Source organism: Naumannella halotolerans, assembly GCF_004364645.1.
GTDB lineage: Bacteria > Actinomycetota > Actinomycetes > Propionibacteriales > Propionibacteriaceae > Naumannella > Naumannella halotolerans.
Window position 1 is genome coordinate 120,401 of sequence record NZ_SOAW01000001.1, and the last position, 16,441, is coordinate 136,841.

Annotated in this window: 17 protein-coding genes and 1 tRNA gene; 15 read left to right on the forward strand and 3 right to left on the reverse strand. The window is 67.2% G+C overall.

What is annotated here, in order from left to right; genetic code table 11:
* Positions 1–12 precede the first annotated feature (12 nt).
* Positions 13–594 carry a hypothetical protein gene (locus CLV29_RS00570; RefSeq protein ID WP_133753163.1) on the reverse strand — a complete coding sequence of 194 codons (582 nt, stop codon included), beginning with the start codon at positions 592–594 and terminating at the stop codon, positions 13–15.
* Between the two features lie 255 nt (positions 595–849).
* Here CLV29_RS00570 and CLV29_RS00575 point away from each other — a divergent pair, with 255 nt between their 5' ends.
* The 15 genes from CLV29_RS00575 (at position 850) to CLV29_RS00645 (ending at position 15,554) form a co-directional block, all read left to right on the forward strand.
* On the forward strand, positions 850–1,461 hold the full coding sequence (locus CLV29_RS00575) for a nucleoside triphosphate pyrophosphohydrolase (RefSeq protein ID WP_133754938.1): 612 nt from the start codon (positions 850–852) through the stop codon (positions 1,459–1,461).
* An 85-nt stretch (positions 1,462–1,546) separates the two neighbouring features.
* Positions 1,547–2,827, forward strand: coding sequence for a phosphopyruvate hydratase (gene eno / locus CLV29_RS00580; RefSeq protein ID WP_133753164.1), 1,281 nt, complete (start codon positions 1,547–1,549; stop codon positions 2,825–2,827).
* A 274-nt stretch (positions 2,828–3,101) separates the two neighbouring features.
* Positions 3,102–3,788 carry an FtsB family cell division protein gene (locus CLV29_RS00585; protein WP_133753165.1) on the forward strand — a complete coding sequence of 229 codons (687 nt, stop codon included), beginning with the start codon at positions 3,102–3,104 and terminating at the stop codon, positions 3,786–3,788.
* Positions 3,785–4,291: a DUF501 domain-containing protein gene (locus CLV29_RS00590; protein ID WP_133753166.1), complete on the forward strand. Its 507-nt coding sequence runs from the start codon at positions 3,785–3,787 to the stop codon at positions 4,289–4,291. The genes CLV29_RS00585 and CLV29_RS00590 overlap by 4 nt, the downstream gene beginning before the upstream one ends.
* Positions 4,288–5,229, forward strand: coding sequence for a Ppx/GppA phosphatase family protein (locus CLV29_RS00595; RefSeq protein ID WP_133753167.1), 942 nt, complete (start codon positions 4,288–4,290; stop codon positions 5,227–5,229). Before CLV29_RS00590 ends, CLV29_RS00595 begins: the two co-directional genes overlap by 4 nt.
* 116 nt (positions 5,230–5,345) lie before the next feature.
* Positions 5,346–6,449 (forward strand): alcohol dehydrogenase catalytic domain-containing protein, encoded by a 1,104-nt coding sequence (locus CLV29_RS00600; protein WP_133753168.1) that lies wholly within the window; start codon positions 5,346–5,348, stop codon positions 6,447–6,449.
* Positions 6,449–7,213 carry a triose-phosphate isomerase gene (locus CLV29_RS00605; protein WP_133753169.1) on the forward strand — a complete coding sequence of 255 codons (765 nt, stop codon included), beginning with the start codon at positions 6,449–6,451 and terminating at the stop codon, positions 7,211–7,213. The genes CLV29_RS00600 and CLV29_RS00605 overlap by 1 nt, the downstream gene beginning before the upstream one ends.
* Positions 7,214–7,325: 112 nt before the next feature.
* Entirely contained in the window at positions 7,326–7,997 is a 672-nt protein-coding gene (locus CLV29_RS00610; protein WP_133753170.1) for a DUF2291 family protein, read from the forward strand.
* Entirely contained in the window at positions 7,994–9,667 is a 1,674-nt protein-coding gene (locus CLV29_RS00615; RefSeq protein ID WP_133753171.1) for a sugar ABC transporter ATP-binding protein, read from the forward strand. The genes CLV29_RS00610 and CLV29_RS00615 overlap by 4 nt, the downstream gene beginning before the upstream one ends.
* Positions 9,664–10,779, forward strand: coding sequence for an ABC transporter permease (locus tag CLV29_RS00620; RefSeq protein ID WP_133753172.1), 1,116 nt, complete (start codon positions 9,664–9,666; stop codon positions 10,777–10,779). Before CLV29_RS00615 ends, CLV29_RS00620 begins: the two co-directional genes overlap by 4 nt.
* 93 nt (positions 10,780–10,872) lie before the next feature.
* Complete coding sequence (locus CLV29_RS00625) at positions 10,873–11,856, forward strand: D-ribose ABC transporter substrate-binding protein (RefSeq protein ID WP_133753173.1); 984 nt, start codon at positions 10,873–10,875, stop codon at positions 11,854–11,856.
* 80 nt (positions 11,857–11,936) lie between these two features.
* A complete protein-coding gene (locus CLV29_RS00630; protein ID WP_166649081.1) occupies positions 11,937–12,785 on the forward strand; it encodes a DeoR/GlpR family DNA-binding transcription regulator in 849 nt (282 codons plus the stop codon).
* A 13-nt stretch (positions 12,786–12,798) separates the two neighbouring features.
* On the forward strand, positions 12,799–14,520 hold the full coding sequence (locus CLV29_RS00635) for a dihydroxyacetone kinase family protein (RefSeq protein WP_133753175.1): 1,722 nt from the start codon (positions 12,799–12,801) through the stop codon (positions 14,518–14,520).
* 1 nt (position 14,521) lies between these two features.
* Positions 14,522–14,998, forward strand: coding sequence for a ribose-5-phosphate isomerase (locus CLV29_RS00640; protein ID WP_133753176.1), 477 nt, complete (start codon positions 14,522–14,524; stop codon positions 14,996–14,998).
* A gap of 124 nt (positions 14,999–15,122) precedes the next feature.
* Positions 15,123–15,554, forward strand: a complete 432-nt coding sequence (locus CLV29_RS00645) for a CBS domain-containing protein (protein ID WP_133753177.1) — start codon at positions 15,123–15,125, stop codon at positions 15,552–15,554.
* Between the two features lie 48 nt (positions 15,555–15,602).
* Here CLV29_RS00645 and CLV29_RS00650 read toward each other — a convergent pair.
* Both CLV29_RS00650 and CLV29_RS00655 read right to left on the reverse strand, forming a co-directional pair.
* Positions 15,603–15,678 (reverse strand) — tRNA-Leu (locus CLV29_RS00650).
* Between the two features lie 57 nt (positions 15,679–15,735).
* Entirely contained in the window at positions 15,736–16,440 is a 705-nt protein-coding gene (locus CLV29_RS00655; RefSeq protein WP_133753178.1) for an Ntn hydrolase family protein, read from the reverse strand.
* Position 16,441: the final 1 nt, after the last annotated feature.

Sequence of the window (16,441 nt, forward strand, 5' to 3'; positions counted from 1 at the left end):
TGGAGGACGTGCTCAGACCCATTCCCGCAGTTGCCGGGCGAGCTCCGGAGCGGCCAGGTTTCCGTTCACCGATCCCTCGCTGGTGGCCGCTAGCTCACCGCCCAGCGGAAGGTCGTTGAGCTGGGTCCTGCGGCAGCCGAAGTCCTCCACGATCACCGCCGTCTGCTGCTGGCCGTCGTCGACCACCAAAACGTACAACGGTCCGGCGTCCGCGGTGCAGGGGGTTCCGGGCGACAAGGGGACCGCGGAACCGATCAGCTCGTCCACCCGACCGAGCTCGGCCGCAGGCAGCGTCTCCGCCTGCCCGTCGAGTTGCCAGAAGAACCCGTCCTCACTGCTCGACATCGGCAGCGAATAGTGACAGACCCAGGCCGCAGTCGAGGGCCGCAGCGCGGGTGAGACGGGCGCCGCCGGGATCGTCCCGTCCGAATTGGTCGGCATCAGGTCGGGGACCTTCGGCGGACAGAGCTCGTCGGGGGCGAGCCTCGCAGCCGGCGTCGCCGGGGCAGGGTTGCGCCCGCCCGCCGCGCAGGCCGAGGTGGCCAACAGCAGGCTCACCAGTGCGAGCTGGACGGGGATCAGCCGGCGGAGCATCGGGCCAGTCTAGATTCCCCGGGCCTCAACCCCGCCTACGGCACCTGGGATCCGCTTACCCATGCCGTGACACCGGGAGGATCGCTGTCCACCCCGTACCGGTCCTGATTCGAGGTTCCGCACCGACGTTTCCCCTCACGGCGTGAGCTTCACAGCACCTGCCCCGCACGACACAAGCCCGCACGACACAATGGCGCTGTGACTGACTCCGATCGGCCCGACCAGCTGTCTTCCCTGGCCACGCTCGTGCAGGTGATGCATCGATTGCGAGCGGGGTGTCCCTGGGATGCCGAGCAGACCCATGAGTCCCTGGTGACCTATCTGCTGGAGGAGACCCACGAGCTGATCGAGGCGATCGAGGACGGCACCGATGACGATCGTCGCGAGGAACTGGGGGATCTGCTGCTGCAGGTCGTCTTCCACGCTGAGATCGCCACCGAACGCGGTGCCTTCGACCTCGAGCGGGTGGCAGCCGAGCTGACCGACAAGCTGATCCGTCGACACCCCTACGTCTTCGACGACTCCGCCGTACCCGAGGACCTGGTCGGCAGTTGGGAACAACGCAAACGGGCAGAGAAGGGCCGCCGGTCGGCGCTGCAGGGGATTCCGCCGATGCCCTCGGTGCCGCGGGCGCAGAAGGTCATCTCCCGATCCCGCTCCCATCGGGTCGATCTGGACCTGCCGAGTGAGCCGATCGGCGACCGCGAGCTGGGGGATCAACTGCTGGCGCTGATCGCGCGGGCACAGGCCAGTGGACTCGATGCCGATCAGGTGCTGCGGACAGCGGTCCGGGGGCTGGAGCAGCAGGTGGTCGCCGCCGAGGGATCCGGGCAGCTCGCCGACCCGCCAAGGCAGACGCCGCGCTGATCCGTACCACCACGGCCACTGGTCCGCACAGCGAGGATCGCTAGGCTGTCGGCGTACCGCAGTTCGAACAGTGAAAGGGCGACTTGTGGCATCCATTGAATTCGTCGACGCACGCGAGATCCTCGACTCCCGAGGCAACCCGACCGTGGAGGTCGAGGTCCTGCTCGATGACGGCACCGAAGGCCGCGCCGCGGTCCCCTCGGGTGCCTCCACCGGCGCCTACGAGGCCGTCGAACTCCGTGACGGGGACAAGAGCCGCTACGGCGGCAAGGGCGTGTTGAAGGCCGTCGACAACGTGATCGACGCCATCGGCGAGGAGATCATCGGCTACGACGCCTCCGACCAGCGCTTCATCGACCAGGTGATGCTGGACCTCGACGGCACCCCGAACAAGGCCAACCTCGGAGCCAACGCCATCCTCGGTGTCTCCCTCGCCGTGGCCAAGGCCGCCGCCGAATCCGCCGGTCTGCCGCTGTTCCGTTACGTCGGCGGGCCGAACGCCCATGTGCTCCCGGTGCCGATGATGAACATCCTCAACGGTGGCGCCCACGCCGACTCCGATGTGGACGTGCAGGAGTTCATGATCGCCCCGATCGGCGCGCCGACCTTCCGCGAGGCGCTGCGCCAGGGGGCCGAGGTCTACCACGCGCTGAAGTCGGTGCTGAAGGCCAAGGGGCTGGCCACCGGGCTGGGCGACGAGGGCGGTTTCGCGCCCAACCTGCCGCAGAACCGGGCCGCTCTGGAACTGATCGCCGAGGCGGTGGAGACCACCGGTCTGAAGCTCGGCACCGACATCGCCCTGGCGCTGGACGTGGCGGCCACCGAGTTCTTCGAGGACGGCAAGTACGCCTTCGACGGCAAGAAGTTGACCGCCGACAAGCTCAGCGCGGTCTACGCCAGTTGGCTGAAGGACTTCCCGATCGTCTCCATCGAGGACCCGCTGGACGAGAACGACTGGGACGGCTGGAGCAAGCTCACCGCCGAGGTCGGGGACAAGGTGCAGTTGGTCGGTGACGACCTGTTCGTCACCAATGTCGAGCGGCTGCGTACCGGGATCGAGAAGAAGGCGGCCAATGCGCTGCTGGTGAAGGTGAACCAGATCGGTTCGCTGACCGAGACCCTGGATGCCGTCGAACTGGCCCAGCGCTCGCAGATGGGCGCGATGATGAGCCATCGCTCGGGTGAGACCGAGGACACCACCATCGCCGACCTGGCCGTGGCCACCAACTGCGGGCAGATCAAGACCGGCGCCCCGGCCCGCTCGGAGCGGGTGGCCAAGTACAACCAGCTGCTGCGGATCGAGGAGGAGCTGGACGACGCCGCCACCTACGCCGGCGCCGGCGCCTTCCCGCGCTACACCGCCTGAGACAACAGGCTGCCCGGGCAGCCCAGAGGAGGACTCCGCGCACCTCGGTGCGCGGAGTCCTTCGTGTCTGGGGACGCTCGGATGGATTTCGACGGCCCCGGCTTGTCGCCGGGGATTTCGACGGCTGGGCCTCGTTGCGGGTACGGCGGACCGCGCCGTACCGCGATATCGGGCCGGCTCGCTGGTGGCGGGCCGTCGAAATCCCGATCTCGTCGAGGAGAGCCGGCGTGCTCGGCGCGGGAATTCGAGCCTGAGCCGTCGACATGGTGAACTGGTGGGCGTGGCACAGGCGACGAAATCGCGGCCGGCCGGCCGCCCGGTGAGCTCGGGGCCGACACGAACCCGTGTCGGCCGGCGTGGCACGTCGTCCACCTCCACCCGGCCGGGTGCGCGGGGGGCCGCTGCCACGCCGCCGGCGAAGTCGCCGCAGAAGCAGAAGCGGGCGGCCTGGCTCACCCTGCCCGGTGGTGTCGGGGTCACCCGGCGGGCGATCGCCCTGGTGATGGTCGTGTTGATGTTGGGCATCTCCTATGCCAACAGCGTGCGGATCTACCTGAACCAGGACGCCGAGATCGCCGCGCTGCAGCAGGAGGCCGAGCAGCGCCAGCTCGCCATCGACGACCTCAACTACGAGCTGAGTCGGTGGCAGGACGAGAATTACGTCCGGGCGATGGCTCGGGACCGGCTCGGTTGGGTGGTACCCGGGGAGGTGGGGTTCCGGGTGATCGACGCCGAGGGCAATCCGATCGGGTCCAGCCTCGACCGGCAGGCACAGGTTCCGGCGGCCGAGGCCGAACCGAAGGTTCCCTGGTGGAGCAGGCTGGAGAACGGCATCGCCGCCGCCGACCGTCCCGTCGAGGCCGAACCGGAGCCGTCGGCCGATCCGGCGGACGAGGAACCGTTGACCGCCGACGGGGAGGCGCCCAAAGAGGTGGTCGAGCCGGCCGAGGGGACCGGATGATCGACGAGTACACCGAGGCGGACGCCGCAGTCGTCGAACTGCAACTGCACCGCCGCCCGCGAGCCGTGGTACGGGTCGGCTGGCGCTGCCACCAGGGCCGTCCGGGGGTGATCGTGACCGAGCCCCGGCTCCCCGACGGCACCCCCTTCCCGACCATCTACTACCTGACCTGTCCCAGCATGGTCGCCGGCTGCTCGTCGTTGGAGGCGTCGGGGCTGATGGCCGAGATGAACCAGCGGCTGGCCGAGGATCCGGAGTTGGCTGCGGCCTATCGCAAGGCCCATGAGGCCTATCTCGCCGATCGCAACGCGCTCGGAGTGGTGCCGGAGATTGAGAACTTCTCCGCCGGCGGGATGCCGGATCGGGTGAAGTGTCTGCATGCCCTGGTCGCCCATTCGCTGGCTGTCGGGCCGGGAGTCAACCCGCTCGGCGACGAGGCGCTGGCGATGCTCGGCGACTCCCTGGCGAAACCCTGTCTGCAGGATCAGGAGCTGACGCTGTGAGAGTGGCTGCGATCGACTGTGGCACCAACTCCATCCGGCTGCTGGTCGCCGAGGCCGGCACCGACGGTCGCCTCCAGGAGTTGTATCGCCAATTGCAACTGGTCCGGCTCGGCCAAGGTGTCGATGCCACCGGGCGATTCGATCCGGAGGCGCTGCAACGTACCCTCGCGGCGACCGCCGACTTCGCCCGGGTGATCGCCGAGTACTCGGTGCCCGCTGAGCGGACGCGCTTCGTGGCCACCTCTGCGGCTCGCGACGCCGCCAACTCCGAAGAATTCTTCGACGGGGTACGTGCGCTCGCCGGGGTGGAGGCCGAGATCATCTCCGGGGACGAGGAGGCGCGGCTGTCCTTCACCGGGGCCCTGTCCGGCTTCGACGACGCGGCGAGCTTCGACGAGCCGGTGCTGGTCACCGACATCGGCGGCGGATCGACCGAACTGGTCGTGGGTACCCACGGTGTCCTCGCCCAGGCCGTGTCGCTGGACATCGGTTCGGTACGTCTGCGTGAGCGTCTGCTGCCCGGCGATCCGCCGACCGAGGAGGAGCGCGCGGCGACGGTGGCCTACATCGATCAGCAGTTGGACAGCTGCGGCATCGACCTGTCGGGTGTCGGCCGGTGGATCGGTGTGGCGGGCAGTGTGACCAGCCTGGCCGCGCTGGCGCTGGGCCTGAGCAGCTATGACCGCAATGCCGTCCACCGGGCAGAGCTCAGCATTCCCGAGGTACGCCGAGGGGTGGCGGCGATCCTCGACAGCACCGTGGAGGATCTGATCGAGGCCGGACCGATCCAGCCTCGCCGGGCCGAGGTACTGGCTGCCGGGGCGATGATCATCGATCGGATCGCGGCCCGGGTCGGTGCCCCGGCGCTGACCGTCAGTGAGTCCGACATCCTCGACGGGATCGCCGCTGCCCTGATCCGGGACTCGTCCACCGACTGAGGCTGTTCATCCGCGGAGCCGGCAGGCTGCACGACTCCCACGTGTCTTGCGCCCGGCCCGTACCTGTGTCAATCTTTCATCGCAGAACCGCAAATTTTCATTTGGAGGCGACAAAGATGTCCGAGGCTACATCCATCCCCACCACGATGCAGGCAGTGATCTGTCACGGTCCGGAGGACTACGCGCTGGCCGAGGTCCCGGTGCCCCAGCGTGGACCCGGTGAGGTGCTGGTCAAGGTGGATGCAGTGGGCATCTGCGCCAGCGACCTGAAGTGCTATCACGGTGCGGCGAAGTTCTGGGGCGACGAGAACCGGCCGGCCTGGGCCGAGACCGAGGTGATCCCCGGACATGAGTTCGTCGGTACGGTCGTCGAGCTGGACGACGAGGCTGCCGAGCGCTGGGGGATCGCCGTCGGCGACCGGGTGACCAGTGAACAGATCGTCCCCTGCTGGAAGTGCCGTTACTGCATGAGCGGGAACTACCACATGTGTGGGCCGCACGTGATGTTCGGCTTCAAGCGGGCCACCCCGGGAGCCATGGCCGAGTACATGGTGTATCCGACGAATGCCTTGGTGCACAAGGTTCCCAGCCATCTGCCGCCAGCCCATGCCGCCTTCGTGGAGCCGCTGTCCTGTGCCCTGCACGCGGTGGAGCGGGCCGAGCTGACCTTCGAGGACACCGTCGTGGTCGCCGGCTGCGGGCCGATCGGTCTGGGCATGATCGCCGGTGCGAAGGCCAAGAGCCCGGCCCGGATCATCGCCCTGGATGCGGCACCGGAGAAGCTCGCACTGGCCGAGCGGACCGGCGCCGACCTGGTGCTGAACATCACCGAGGTCGATGTGGTGGCCAAGATCATGGAACTCACCGACGGTTACGGCGCCGATGTCTACCTCGAAGGCACCGGTCATCCCTCGGCGGTGGGACAGGGTCTGAACCTGCTGCGCAAGCTGGGTCGCTTCGTCGAGTACAGCGTCTTCGGCAGTGATGTCAGCGTCGACTGGTCGATCATCAGCGATGACAAGGAACTCGACGTCCGCGGAGCCCACCTGGGCAAGAACTGCTGGCCGACGGCGATCCGCCTGCTCGATTCGGGTGCACTGCCGATGGACGAGATCGTCACCCACCAGCTGCCGCTGTCCGAGTTCCAGCAGGGGCTCGACCTGGTCAACAGTGGCAAGGAGTCGATCAAGGTCTCGCTGATCCCCGGGGCGACCGCCTGATGACCACGTCCCCTGCTGGTGCCGATCTGTGGATCGGCACCAGCTGGAAGATGAACAAGACCCGGTCGGAGGCGAACGACTACGTGGCCGCACTGCTGGCCGCCGATCCACCACCGTCCGGGGTCACCGGATTCATCCTGCCGCCACACACCGTGCTCGCCGAGGTTGCCGGACGACTGGCCGGCAGTGCGTGGTCGGTGGGTACGCAGAACGCGAACTGGCGCCCCGAGGGTGCGGGCACCGGTGAGGTGTCGATGCGGATGGTCCGCGATGCCGGGGCCTCGATCGTCGAGATCGGCCACTCCGAACGGCGGGCCGAGTACGGCGACACCGATCAGGCGGTGCAGCGCAAGGTACGGGCTGCCCTGGAGGAGTCGATGACCCCGCTGCTGTGCGTCGGGGAGAGCGCCGAGGTACGGTCCGGCGGCGGTCAGGATCGGTTCATCGCCGAGCAGGTCGCCTCGGCCCTGGAACTCGTCGATGCCGATCGGCGCTCGGAGGTGGTGATCGCCTATGAGCCGATCTGGGCCATCGGCGAACACGGCACCCCCGCCGAACCCGAGCAGATCGCGCCAGTGGTACGGGTGATCGCCGAGACCGTCGCGGAGCAGGGCGCACGGATCCTCTACGGCGGCAGCGTGACCTTGCAGAACGCGTCCGAGTTGCTGCAGATCCCCGGCGTCGGAGGACTGTTCGTCGGCCGTACCGCCTGGGATCCGGCGGGGTTGCTGGCGCTGATCGACCTCGCGGCCAGCACACGCTGAGACATTTCTTTCGACAAGTCTTGTAAATATTTCACTTCTTTAGTTTGATACTTCCACTGCACGGCGCCGAGCGTCCTGCAACCCACCTTTCAAGCTCAGTGAGGAGCATTGGATGCCACGCAATCGCAGCGTCGCTCGCAGGAACCTTCTGTTGCGCCGAGGCATCGCCGCAGCAGTCGGCGTGGTCCTGTTGGTCGCCATGATTCTGAACACGAACTTCTTGACCGCCGCCCAGGTCGAGGAACTGGGGCCCGAGACCTTCGACCCGGTCGCCACCGCAGATGAGCTGTGGCAGCAGGCCGGTGATCTCTCCTTCAGTCCGGTGGGTGAGGTCCTGACCGCGGTGCAGGAGGACCCGCAGGCCGCTGCCGAGGAGTTCGGTGCCCAGGAGCCGAGTGAGGGTTCCTACGTCTTCGCCGTCGAGTTCAGCGGAACCGTCACCGAGGCCGACGGTGACACCCTGAGGCTGGAGGTCGACGGTGCACCGGAGCGGACACCGTTGCTGCTGCCGGTCGGTACGGCGGTGAACGGGACCGTGCTCCGAGACGCGCTCGGGTTCCGATTCGCCGATGCCCCCGGACAGACCGAGTTCCAGTACGTCGGGGACGAGCTGAAGCGGAAGATGCTCGAACAGGTCGAGGCGCAGCTGCCCGACCCGGCCTCGGCAGCCGGGAAGCAGATCACCGGCACCGGTGTGATCGCGGTGGCGCTGACCGGCGACTCGGCTCCGCCCGAGGCCAAGCCGGTGAACATCCAGCCGGTCGAGATCGAGGTCTCCGAATGAGCGCGACCCAGGTTGAGGCCGAGCAGGGGGCGAACTCCACCGAACCCCTCCTGCGGGCTGTCGACATCGCCAAGACCTACGGCGTCACCCGAGCACTGAAGGGTGTGAACTTCGAGGTCCACCGGGGCAAGGTGACGGTGCTGTTCGGCGAGAACGGTGCCGGCAAGTCGACCCTGATGAAGATCCTGTCCGGTGTGGTCGAACCCAGTGCCGGGCATCTGGAGCTCGACGGCTCGGAGGTGTCCTTCGCCTCCACCACCGATGCGTTGGAACACGGAATCGCGATCATCCACCAGGAGTTGAATCTCTGCGCGAACCTGAGCGTGCGGGACAACATCTTCCTCGGCCGGGAACTGCTGACGGCCGGTGGGTTCGTCGACTATCGCCGCGAGACCGCGATCACCGAGCAACTGATGCAGCGGCTGGAGGAGCCGATCGCGGCATCCACCCCGGTGCAGGACCTGCGGGTGGGTCAGCAGCAGATCGTGGAGATCGCCCGGGCGCTGGCCGCCGATGCCCGAATCCTGATCATGGACGAGCCCACCTCGGCGCTGTCGGCCAGCGAGGTGGAGGTCTTGTTCAAGGTCATCGGGGAACTGACCAGCCAAGGTGTGGCGATCGTCTACATCTCCCATCACCTGGAGGAGGCGCTGGAGATCGCCGACTATGCGGTGGTGTTCCGCGACGGGGAACTGGTCGCCACCGCCGATGCCGAAGACATCGACCTGCCGTGGGTGGTACGGCAGATGGTCGGCCGGGAGGCCGACTACGACTTCTCCGGGGCCGAGCGCAATTTCGGCGAGGTGAAGTTGCAGATCGACTCGGTGACCGTGGCCGACCCGGCCACCTCCCGGGTGTCGGTGAACAATGTCTCCCTCGACGTGCGGGCCGGTGAGATCGTCTGCATCTACGGACTGATGGGCGCCGGACGTACCGAATTGCTGGAAGCAGTGGCGGGGCGCCATGCGATCGCCGGTGGTTCGGTTCGGCTGGCGGGAACGGATCTGGCCGGGATGTCGATCCAGGACCGGATCGAGGCCGGTATCGGACTTGTTCCCGAGGACCGGCAACGGGACGGCCTGGTGCAGATGCTCAGCGTGGCCGGCAATCTCACCCTGGCGAGTCTGCTCCACTGGACCAGGCGGGGGTTCTTGTCCCGGTCCAAGGAGCGGCCGCGGGTCGCCTGGGCCATCGACGAGGTGCGGGTGAAGACCGCGAATCCCGATGCGCCGATCACCTCGCTGTCCGGCGGCAACCAGCAGAAGGTGGTGCTCGGCAAACTGCTGCTCACCGATCCGGAGGTGCTGCTGCTGGACGAGCCGACTCGGGGGATCGATGTCGGTGCCAAGGGCGAGATCTTCAGCCTGCTGTTCGCCGAGGCCGACAAGGGGTTGGCGGTGCTCTACGTCACCTCCGAAGTGGGTGAGGCGTTGTCGGCCTCCCACCGGATCCTGGTGATGAGCAAGGGGCGTCTGGTCGGGGAGTTCGATCCTCGTACCTGTACCCGGGACGAGATCATGGAGGCCTCCGGGGAGGAGGCCGTGGAGCCGGTCGCGACCGACGGTGGGCCAAGGCCCGGTGGCGACGATTCCGACACTTCACTGCCGATCGAGGCAGCTACCCACGACGCCGCCGGGCGGAGCAACCGAAACGAGGAACCACAAGCATGAGCACAGCGACAACGACGTCGACCGATCCGGCGCAGCGGCGGATCTTCGGCAACCTGACCTGGAACCAGTTGTTGACCGAAGGGCGCGCATTCATCGCCCTGGCGATCATCGTCATCGTGTTCGCGGTCATGAGCGAGAACTACCTGACCGTCGGAAACCTGACCACGATCACCAAGCAGGTCGCATTCAATGCCCTGGTCGCCTTGGGCATGTTGTTCGTCATCCTGCACGGCGGCATCGACCTCTCGGTGGGGTCGACCGTTGGGCTGACCGGTGCCGTGGCCGGCAACCTGTTCCGTGGGGTGGACGTACCGTTCACCGAGTTGATCATGCTCCCGAAGCTCTGGGTGGTGGTGCTGATCGCTGTGCTGGTGGGCATGTTGGTCGGGTGGGTCAACGGATTGTTGATATCCCGGTTGAATCTGGCCCCGTTCATCGTCACCCTCGGCATGCTCTACGTCGCTCGTGGCCTGACCCAGGTGCTGCTGGACGGACAGAACATCACCAACGAACTGCGCGGCCAGGAGGGGCTGGGGAACACCGGTTTCCTGCAGATCTTCGCCGGCAGCCCGCTCGGGATCCCGATGTCGGCCTGGACCTTGATCCTGGTGACGATCATCGCCTCACTGGTGCTGGCGAAGACCCCGTTCGGCCGCTGGCTGTACTCGATCGGCAGCAATGAGCGGGCGGCCGACCTCTCCGGCGTACCGGTCAAGCGGGTGAAGGTCTGGGTCTACGTGATCTCCGGGTTGTGCGCCGGACTGGTGGGTGTGCTGCAGATCGCCAACATCTCCAGCTCCACCGCCGACCTCGGTCAGTTCTACGAGCTGAACGCGATCGCCGCAGTGGTGATCGGTGGCGCCGCCCTCTCCGGCGGCCGGGGCACGGTCCGCGGAACGATCATCGGCGCTTTCGTGATCGGCTTCCTCGCCAACGGGCTGGTGATCGTCGGGGTGTCGCCGTTCTGGCAGCAGGTGATCACCGGAGCCGTGATCATCCTGGCCGTCGCGGTGGACCAGATCCAGCAGATCATTCAGCGCCGGCGCAGCGCACGACGTGCCGTCGCATCGGCGAAGAAGGAGTCACTGGCGCGCGCGGCTGCCGCGGAGTGAACCGGTACGGCGGATCCGTACGCAGGAAGAGTTTCTCAGCACCGGAGGGTATCTCCCCACCGGAATCGATCAAGGAAGACCGAGGTTGGAAGAATGAAGCGCACACTGACGAAGATGATCGTGGCCGGGGCCGGCATCCTGGCCCTGTCCGCCTGCGGCGGTACGTCGGAGGACGGCGGTGCAGAGCCGGCGCCCGCGGGTCAGGCCGGCGGCACGATCAGCATCATCACCGTCGATCCGTCGAATCCGTACTGGAAGGCCGAGGTCGACACCGCAGTGCAGCAGGCCGAAGCGCTGGGTTACCAGACCACCACCGCAGCACACGAGAACGAGCCCGATGAGCAGAACCGCCTGATCGAGGCCGCGATCAACGACAAGGTGGCAGGGATCATCCTCGACCCCGCCGGTGCCGACGAGAGCGTTGCCGCGGTGCAGAAGGTGGTCGACGCCGGGATCCCGGTGGTACTGGTCAATGCCGAGATCAGCCAGACCGGTCTGGCGAAGTCGCAGATCGTGTCGAACAACGCCCAGGGGGCGACCGTCGGTGCCGAGGCATGGGCAGAGGCCATGGAGTACGAGGGCACCTACGTCGAGCTGCTGGGCAAGCCCTCGGACAACAACGCCCAGGTGCGTTCGGACGGGTACGCCTCGGTGATCTCGCAGTACCCGGACCTGGAGAAGGTGGGTGAGGAGATCGCCAACTGGGATCGCCAGGAGGGCCAGGAGAAGATGGAACAGCTGCTGTCGAAGAACCCCGATGTGAAGGGTGTCGTGGCAGGCAACGACGAGATGGCCCTGGGAGCGATCAACGCACTGAAGTCTGCGGGCAAGATCGACGAGGTGAAGGTGCTGGGCTTCGACGGCAACCAGGACGCCGTGGACGCGGTGAAGAACGACGAGATGGTGGCCACGGTGGTGCAGCCGATCGTGGAGGGAACGACCATGGCAGTCGAGCAGTTGAACAATGTGATCACCACCGGTGAGACCGGGGTCCCGGAGGAGAAGCAGGCGCTGGACTGTGTCCTGGTCACCAAGGACAATGCAGACACTGTCCAAGACTTCGTGGTCACGGAGTGATCGCAGGTCACACCAGGTGAATTGGTCCGCGGCCCGGTGCGCCTGCGCGTACCGGGCCGGCTGGACCGGAACGGATGATGATGGCTGAAGCCCCCGACGTCGCCTCCGGCAGACGTACGCGCGGCCAGCGCTCCGGCGACACGAAGTCCGAGCTCCGACGCCGGGAGATCGCCTCCCATGTGCTCGGTGTCGGTTCGGCCACCGCACAGGACCTGGCGGCCCGATTCGATGTGAGCATCGTGACGATCCACCGGGATCTCGACGAGCTCGAGCGGCGCGGTGTGGTGCGGAAGTTCCACGGTGGTGTCAGTGCGCAGCCCTCCAGCGTCTTCGAGTCGCAGATGGAGTACCGGCTGACCACCAACCTGCAGGCCAAGCGATCGATCGCCGCAGCGGCCCTGAACTACGTCCATCCCGGGATGTCGATCCTGCTCGACGACAGCACCACGGTGCTGCCGATGGTCGACGGACTGGCCGAACGGCAACCGCTGCACGTGGCGACCACCTTCCTGCCATGCCTGAACCAGCTGGCCGAGAGCGCGGTGGACAACGATCTGACCGTGATCGGCCTGGGCGGGCGCTACGACGCCGCCCATGACTCCTTCGTCGGAGTGCAGACCACCCAGCAGGTGGAGAACATCCATGTCGACGCCGCCTTCGTCTCCACCTCGGCGGTCTGGCAACTGGAGATGTTCCACCAGGAGGAACAGATCGCGGCCCTGAAGCGGGCCATGCTGGCCGCAGCGAGTCAGCGCTATCTGCTGATCGACCACAGCAAACTGAACCGGTTGGCGCTGCTGCGGGTCGCCCCGCTGCGGGAACTGACCACGATCATCACCGATGAACAGGCCGACCCGGAGCTGCTGAAGATCTGGGCCGATGCCGGCATCAGCTACGAAATCGCCCCTACGCTCACCGCCGACCATTAGGGAAGAAGAACTCATGACTCATGTCCACAACGGTGCGGAAACCTTCAAGGAAGACATCATCCGCAGTTTCGCGCTGGCTCATGCCGACCGGGTGACCAGGATCGAGGGAGCCTCCGGCTTCCGCCGGGCCGACGGCCCGTTGGCCGGCAAGACGGCTGTCGTCATCGGCGGCGGATCGGGCCATTTCCCGTCCTACAACGGCGTCGTCGGGCCGGGCTTCGCCGACGGCTGTGTGCTGGGTGACATCTTCGCCTCACCGTCGGCCGAACAGGTCTATCGGGTGGCCAAGGCCACCGACGGTGGCGCCGGGGTGATCCTCGGGTTCGGCAACTACGCCGGTGACCGGTTGAACTTCGGGCTGGCGGCCAGCCGGCTGCGATCGGAGGGGATCGACACCCGGATCGTCTACGTGACCGACGACATCGCCTCCGCCGATGCCGATCATGCCGAACAGCGCCGGGGTATCGCCGGTACGTTCACCGTCTACAAACTGGCCGGCGCAGCGGCCGAGGAGGGTCTCGACCTGGACCAGGTGGAGGCGGCGATGCGGAAGGCGAATGAGGCGACCTACTCCTTCGGTGTCGCCTTCGCCGGGTGCACCCTGCCGGGTGCCGACGAGCCGCTCTTCGTGGTCGAGGAGGGCAAGATCGACTTCGGCCTCGGGATCCATGGCGAACCGGGCATCTCCACCGTCGACTGGATGCCGGCCAAGGAACTCGCCGCCCAGTTGGTCGAACGGATCCTCGCCGAGCGGCCGGCCGACTCCGGGCCGCGGGTGGCGGTGGTGGTCAACGGTCTGGGGGCCACCAAGTACGAGGAGCTGTACGTGTTGTTCGGCGAGATCGCCGAACTCCTGATCGAGCAGGGCCTGGAGCTGGTGGAACCCGAGGTGGGGGAGTTGGTCACCAGCTTGGACATGGCGGGTTGTTCGTTGTCCGTCACCTGGTTGGACGAGGACCTGGAGCGCTGGTGGACCGCGCCGGCCGACACCCCGGCGTTCAAGCGGGGCACGGCGGCGAAGTCGAAGTTCGAGACCGCGACCACCACCGGCTCGACCGAAGCCGCAGTCGAGGCAGACACCTCCAGCGAGGAGTCGCGACAGGCTGCGGTGGTGGTACGGGCAGCGCTGGACGCCCTGGACGAGGTGGTCCACGCCAACCAGGAGAAGCTGGGCCGGTTGGATGCGATCGCCGGTGACGGTGACCACGGCATCGGGATGTCGCGCGGATCGGCTGCCGCCCGAGCAGCCGCGCAGACGGCCGACGGTGGTGTGCAGAGCGTGTTGCAGGCGGCCGGAGCCGCCTTCGGGGACAAGGCCGGTGGCACCAGCGGCGTTCTCTGGGGGTTGCTGCTGGCCGGCATCGGGGAGGCGCTGGGCAACTCCGAGGCACCGGACGCGGCGACGGTCAGTCGTGCGGTGCGGCAGTCGACCGCGAAGTTGCAGGAGTTCAGCGGGGCGGGCTTGGGTGACAAGACCATGATTGATGCGTTGCTGCCGTTCGTCGAGGAACTGGACCGGCAGACCGCCGCCGGTGCCGGACTGGCACCTGCGTGGCGCGCCGCCGCGGAGGTGGCGGTCGCTGCGGCGCAGGAGACCGCGCAACTGGTACCCAGGCTCGGCCGGGCACGTCCGCTGGCCGAGCGCAGTGTCGGTACGCCGGATCCCGGTGCGGTCTCCCTGGGGATGATCGTGACGGCAGTCGGGGAAGCTTTCGAACGAGGAGATGAGGACTGAGATGAGTGGACTGAGAATGCTGGTGGGCAGCGACTCGGCCGGTTACGACTACAAGCAGGCACTGCTCGCCGATCTGCAGGCCGATGAGCGGGTCGCCTCGGTGGTCGACCTGGGGGCCACCGCGGAGTCGCTGGACAGCTGCACCTACACCTCGGTCGCCACCCGCGCCGGTGAGTTGATCATGGCCGGTGAGGCGGACCGGGCGATCCTGGTCTGCGGTACCGGGATCGGTGTCTCGATCGCGGCGAACAAGGTCCCCGGTATCCGGGCGACCGTTGCCCATGACTCCTTCAGTGTGGAGCGTTCGATCCTGTCCAACGACTGCCAGATCCTGACCTTCGGGCAACGGGTGATCGGACTGCAGCTGGCGCGGCGGCTGGCCAAGGAATGGCTGGGCTACACCTTCGATCCGAGCAGTCACTCGAAGGCCAATGTCGACGAGATCGTGAGCTACGAGGCCGCGGTCGCCGCCGAGTGAGGTCGTCGATCCCACCTGGTCGAGAGGCCGTCGAACTGCCCCGGACCCCTTCGGTCCGGGGCAGTTCGCGTACCCGGTCACCCCGCGGTGCGGCAGGAATTGCCCGGGATGGGATCATGGGCCGATGGTCGAATCGCAGCGCACGGTCGCTCAGGCCATGCTGCGCTCACCGAAGCTGTCGGCTCCGGGCCTCAGTGTCGGCGACCTGCTCGACTTCTTCGCCGATGATCACGTCCACCTGGCGTTGATCGTCGACGGCGGACGATTGGCCACGGTGATCACCCGTTCCGATCTGCACGGCCATGCCCTCACCGAGACCGCAGATGATCTTGGGACGCTGGCGGGATGGACCGTCGCCCCGGATGCCGACCTGGAGCAGAGCCGGCAGCAGATGATCGCCACTGGTCGGCGACGGCTGGCGGTGGTGGGCGCCGACGGGAAGTTGCAGGGGCTGTTGTGCCTGAAGCGTTCGGGACAGGGATTCTGCTCCGATGCCGGGGTGGCGTCGCGGGCTCGGGAGCGCAGATCCGTCGCTGCGCAACCCGACGGGGCCTGAACCGGGCGGCGGTGAACCGTCCGGTACGGCCGCGTGTGCGACCGGCTCTGGTGCCCCCGGTGGGACTCGAACCCACACTGGAGCGGGTTTAAGCCGCTTGCCTCTGCCATTGGGCTACGGGGGCCGGGCACCATTCTTCCCGACCTCGGCCGGCTGGCCCAATGCGGCCCACCGGCGGATCTCAATCGGCCGGCAGCCGGTCCAGGGCCTCGTTCTCCAGCTTCTCCCACTTCTTGATCTTGGTCCGGACGGCGCTGATCTCCCGCGGGCTCAGCTCCTTCGCACCGTCCGGGGTCATCCGGAACACATCGATCTCGCCGCCGACGCTGGGGGAGGTGATGCGCAGGGCGTCCAGGACCCGGACCGCTGCCAGTACGCCATGATCGACATCGCGTTCGGTCATCCGGAAATGGGCGAGCAGGGCACCGGCCTGCTGGGCCATTGCCGAACCGGACCCGATCGCGTGGAATCCGACCTCCTCGTAGCGGCCGATCAGCCCGTGCGGGTCGATGTCGACGATGAAGGGCTCACCGCTCGCGGTGTAACCGGCGGCCATCACATAGGTGGCCGGCGTCGAACCCGAGGAATCCTGTCCCGGTACCTCGGGGATGAAGCTCTCATAGTGGTGCCGCAACAGCGGCAGTACCTGCTCCTGCAACCCGCGGCCGATGTTCGGTGCCCCGAGGACCTGGGTGGCCGACTCGGCCAGGATCGGTTCCAGTTCCAACAGCACCGCCCGGGAGCCGCTGCCGGCCCAGGCGCCTGAGTCACCGAGCGGGTGCAACTTCTGCGCCGGGTAGCTGAGGTCCCGCGCCCCATCGGTGATCTGGGAGTCGGCTGCGAGCACGACTCCGTCCTGGCAACGCAGGCCCAGTACAACCGTCATC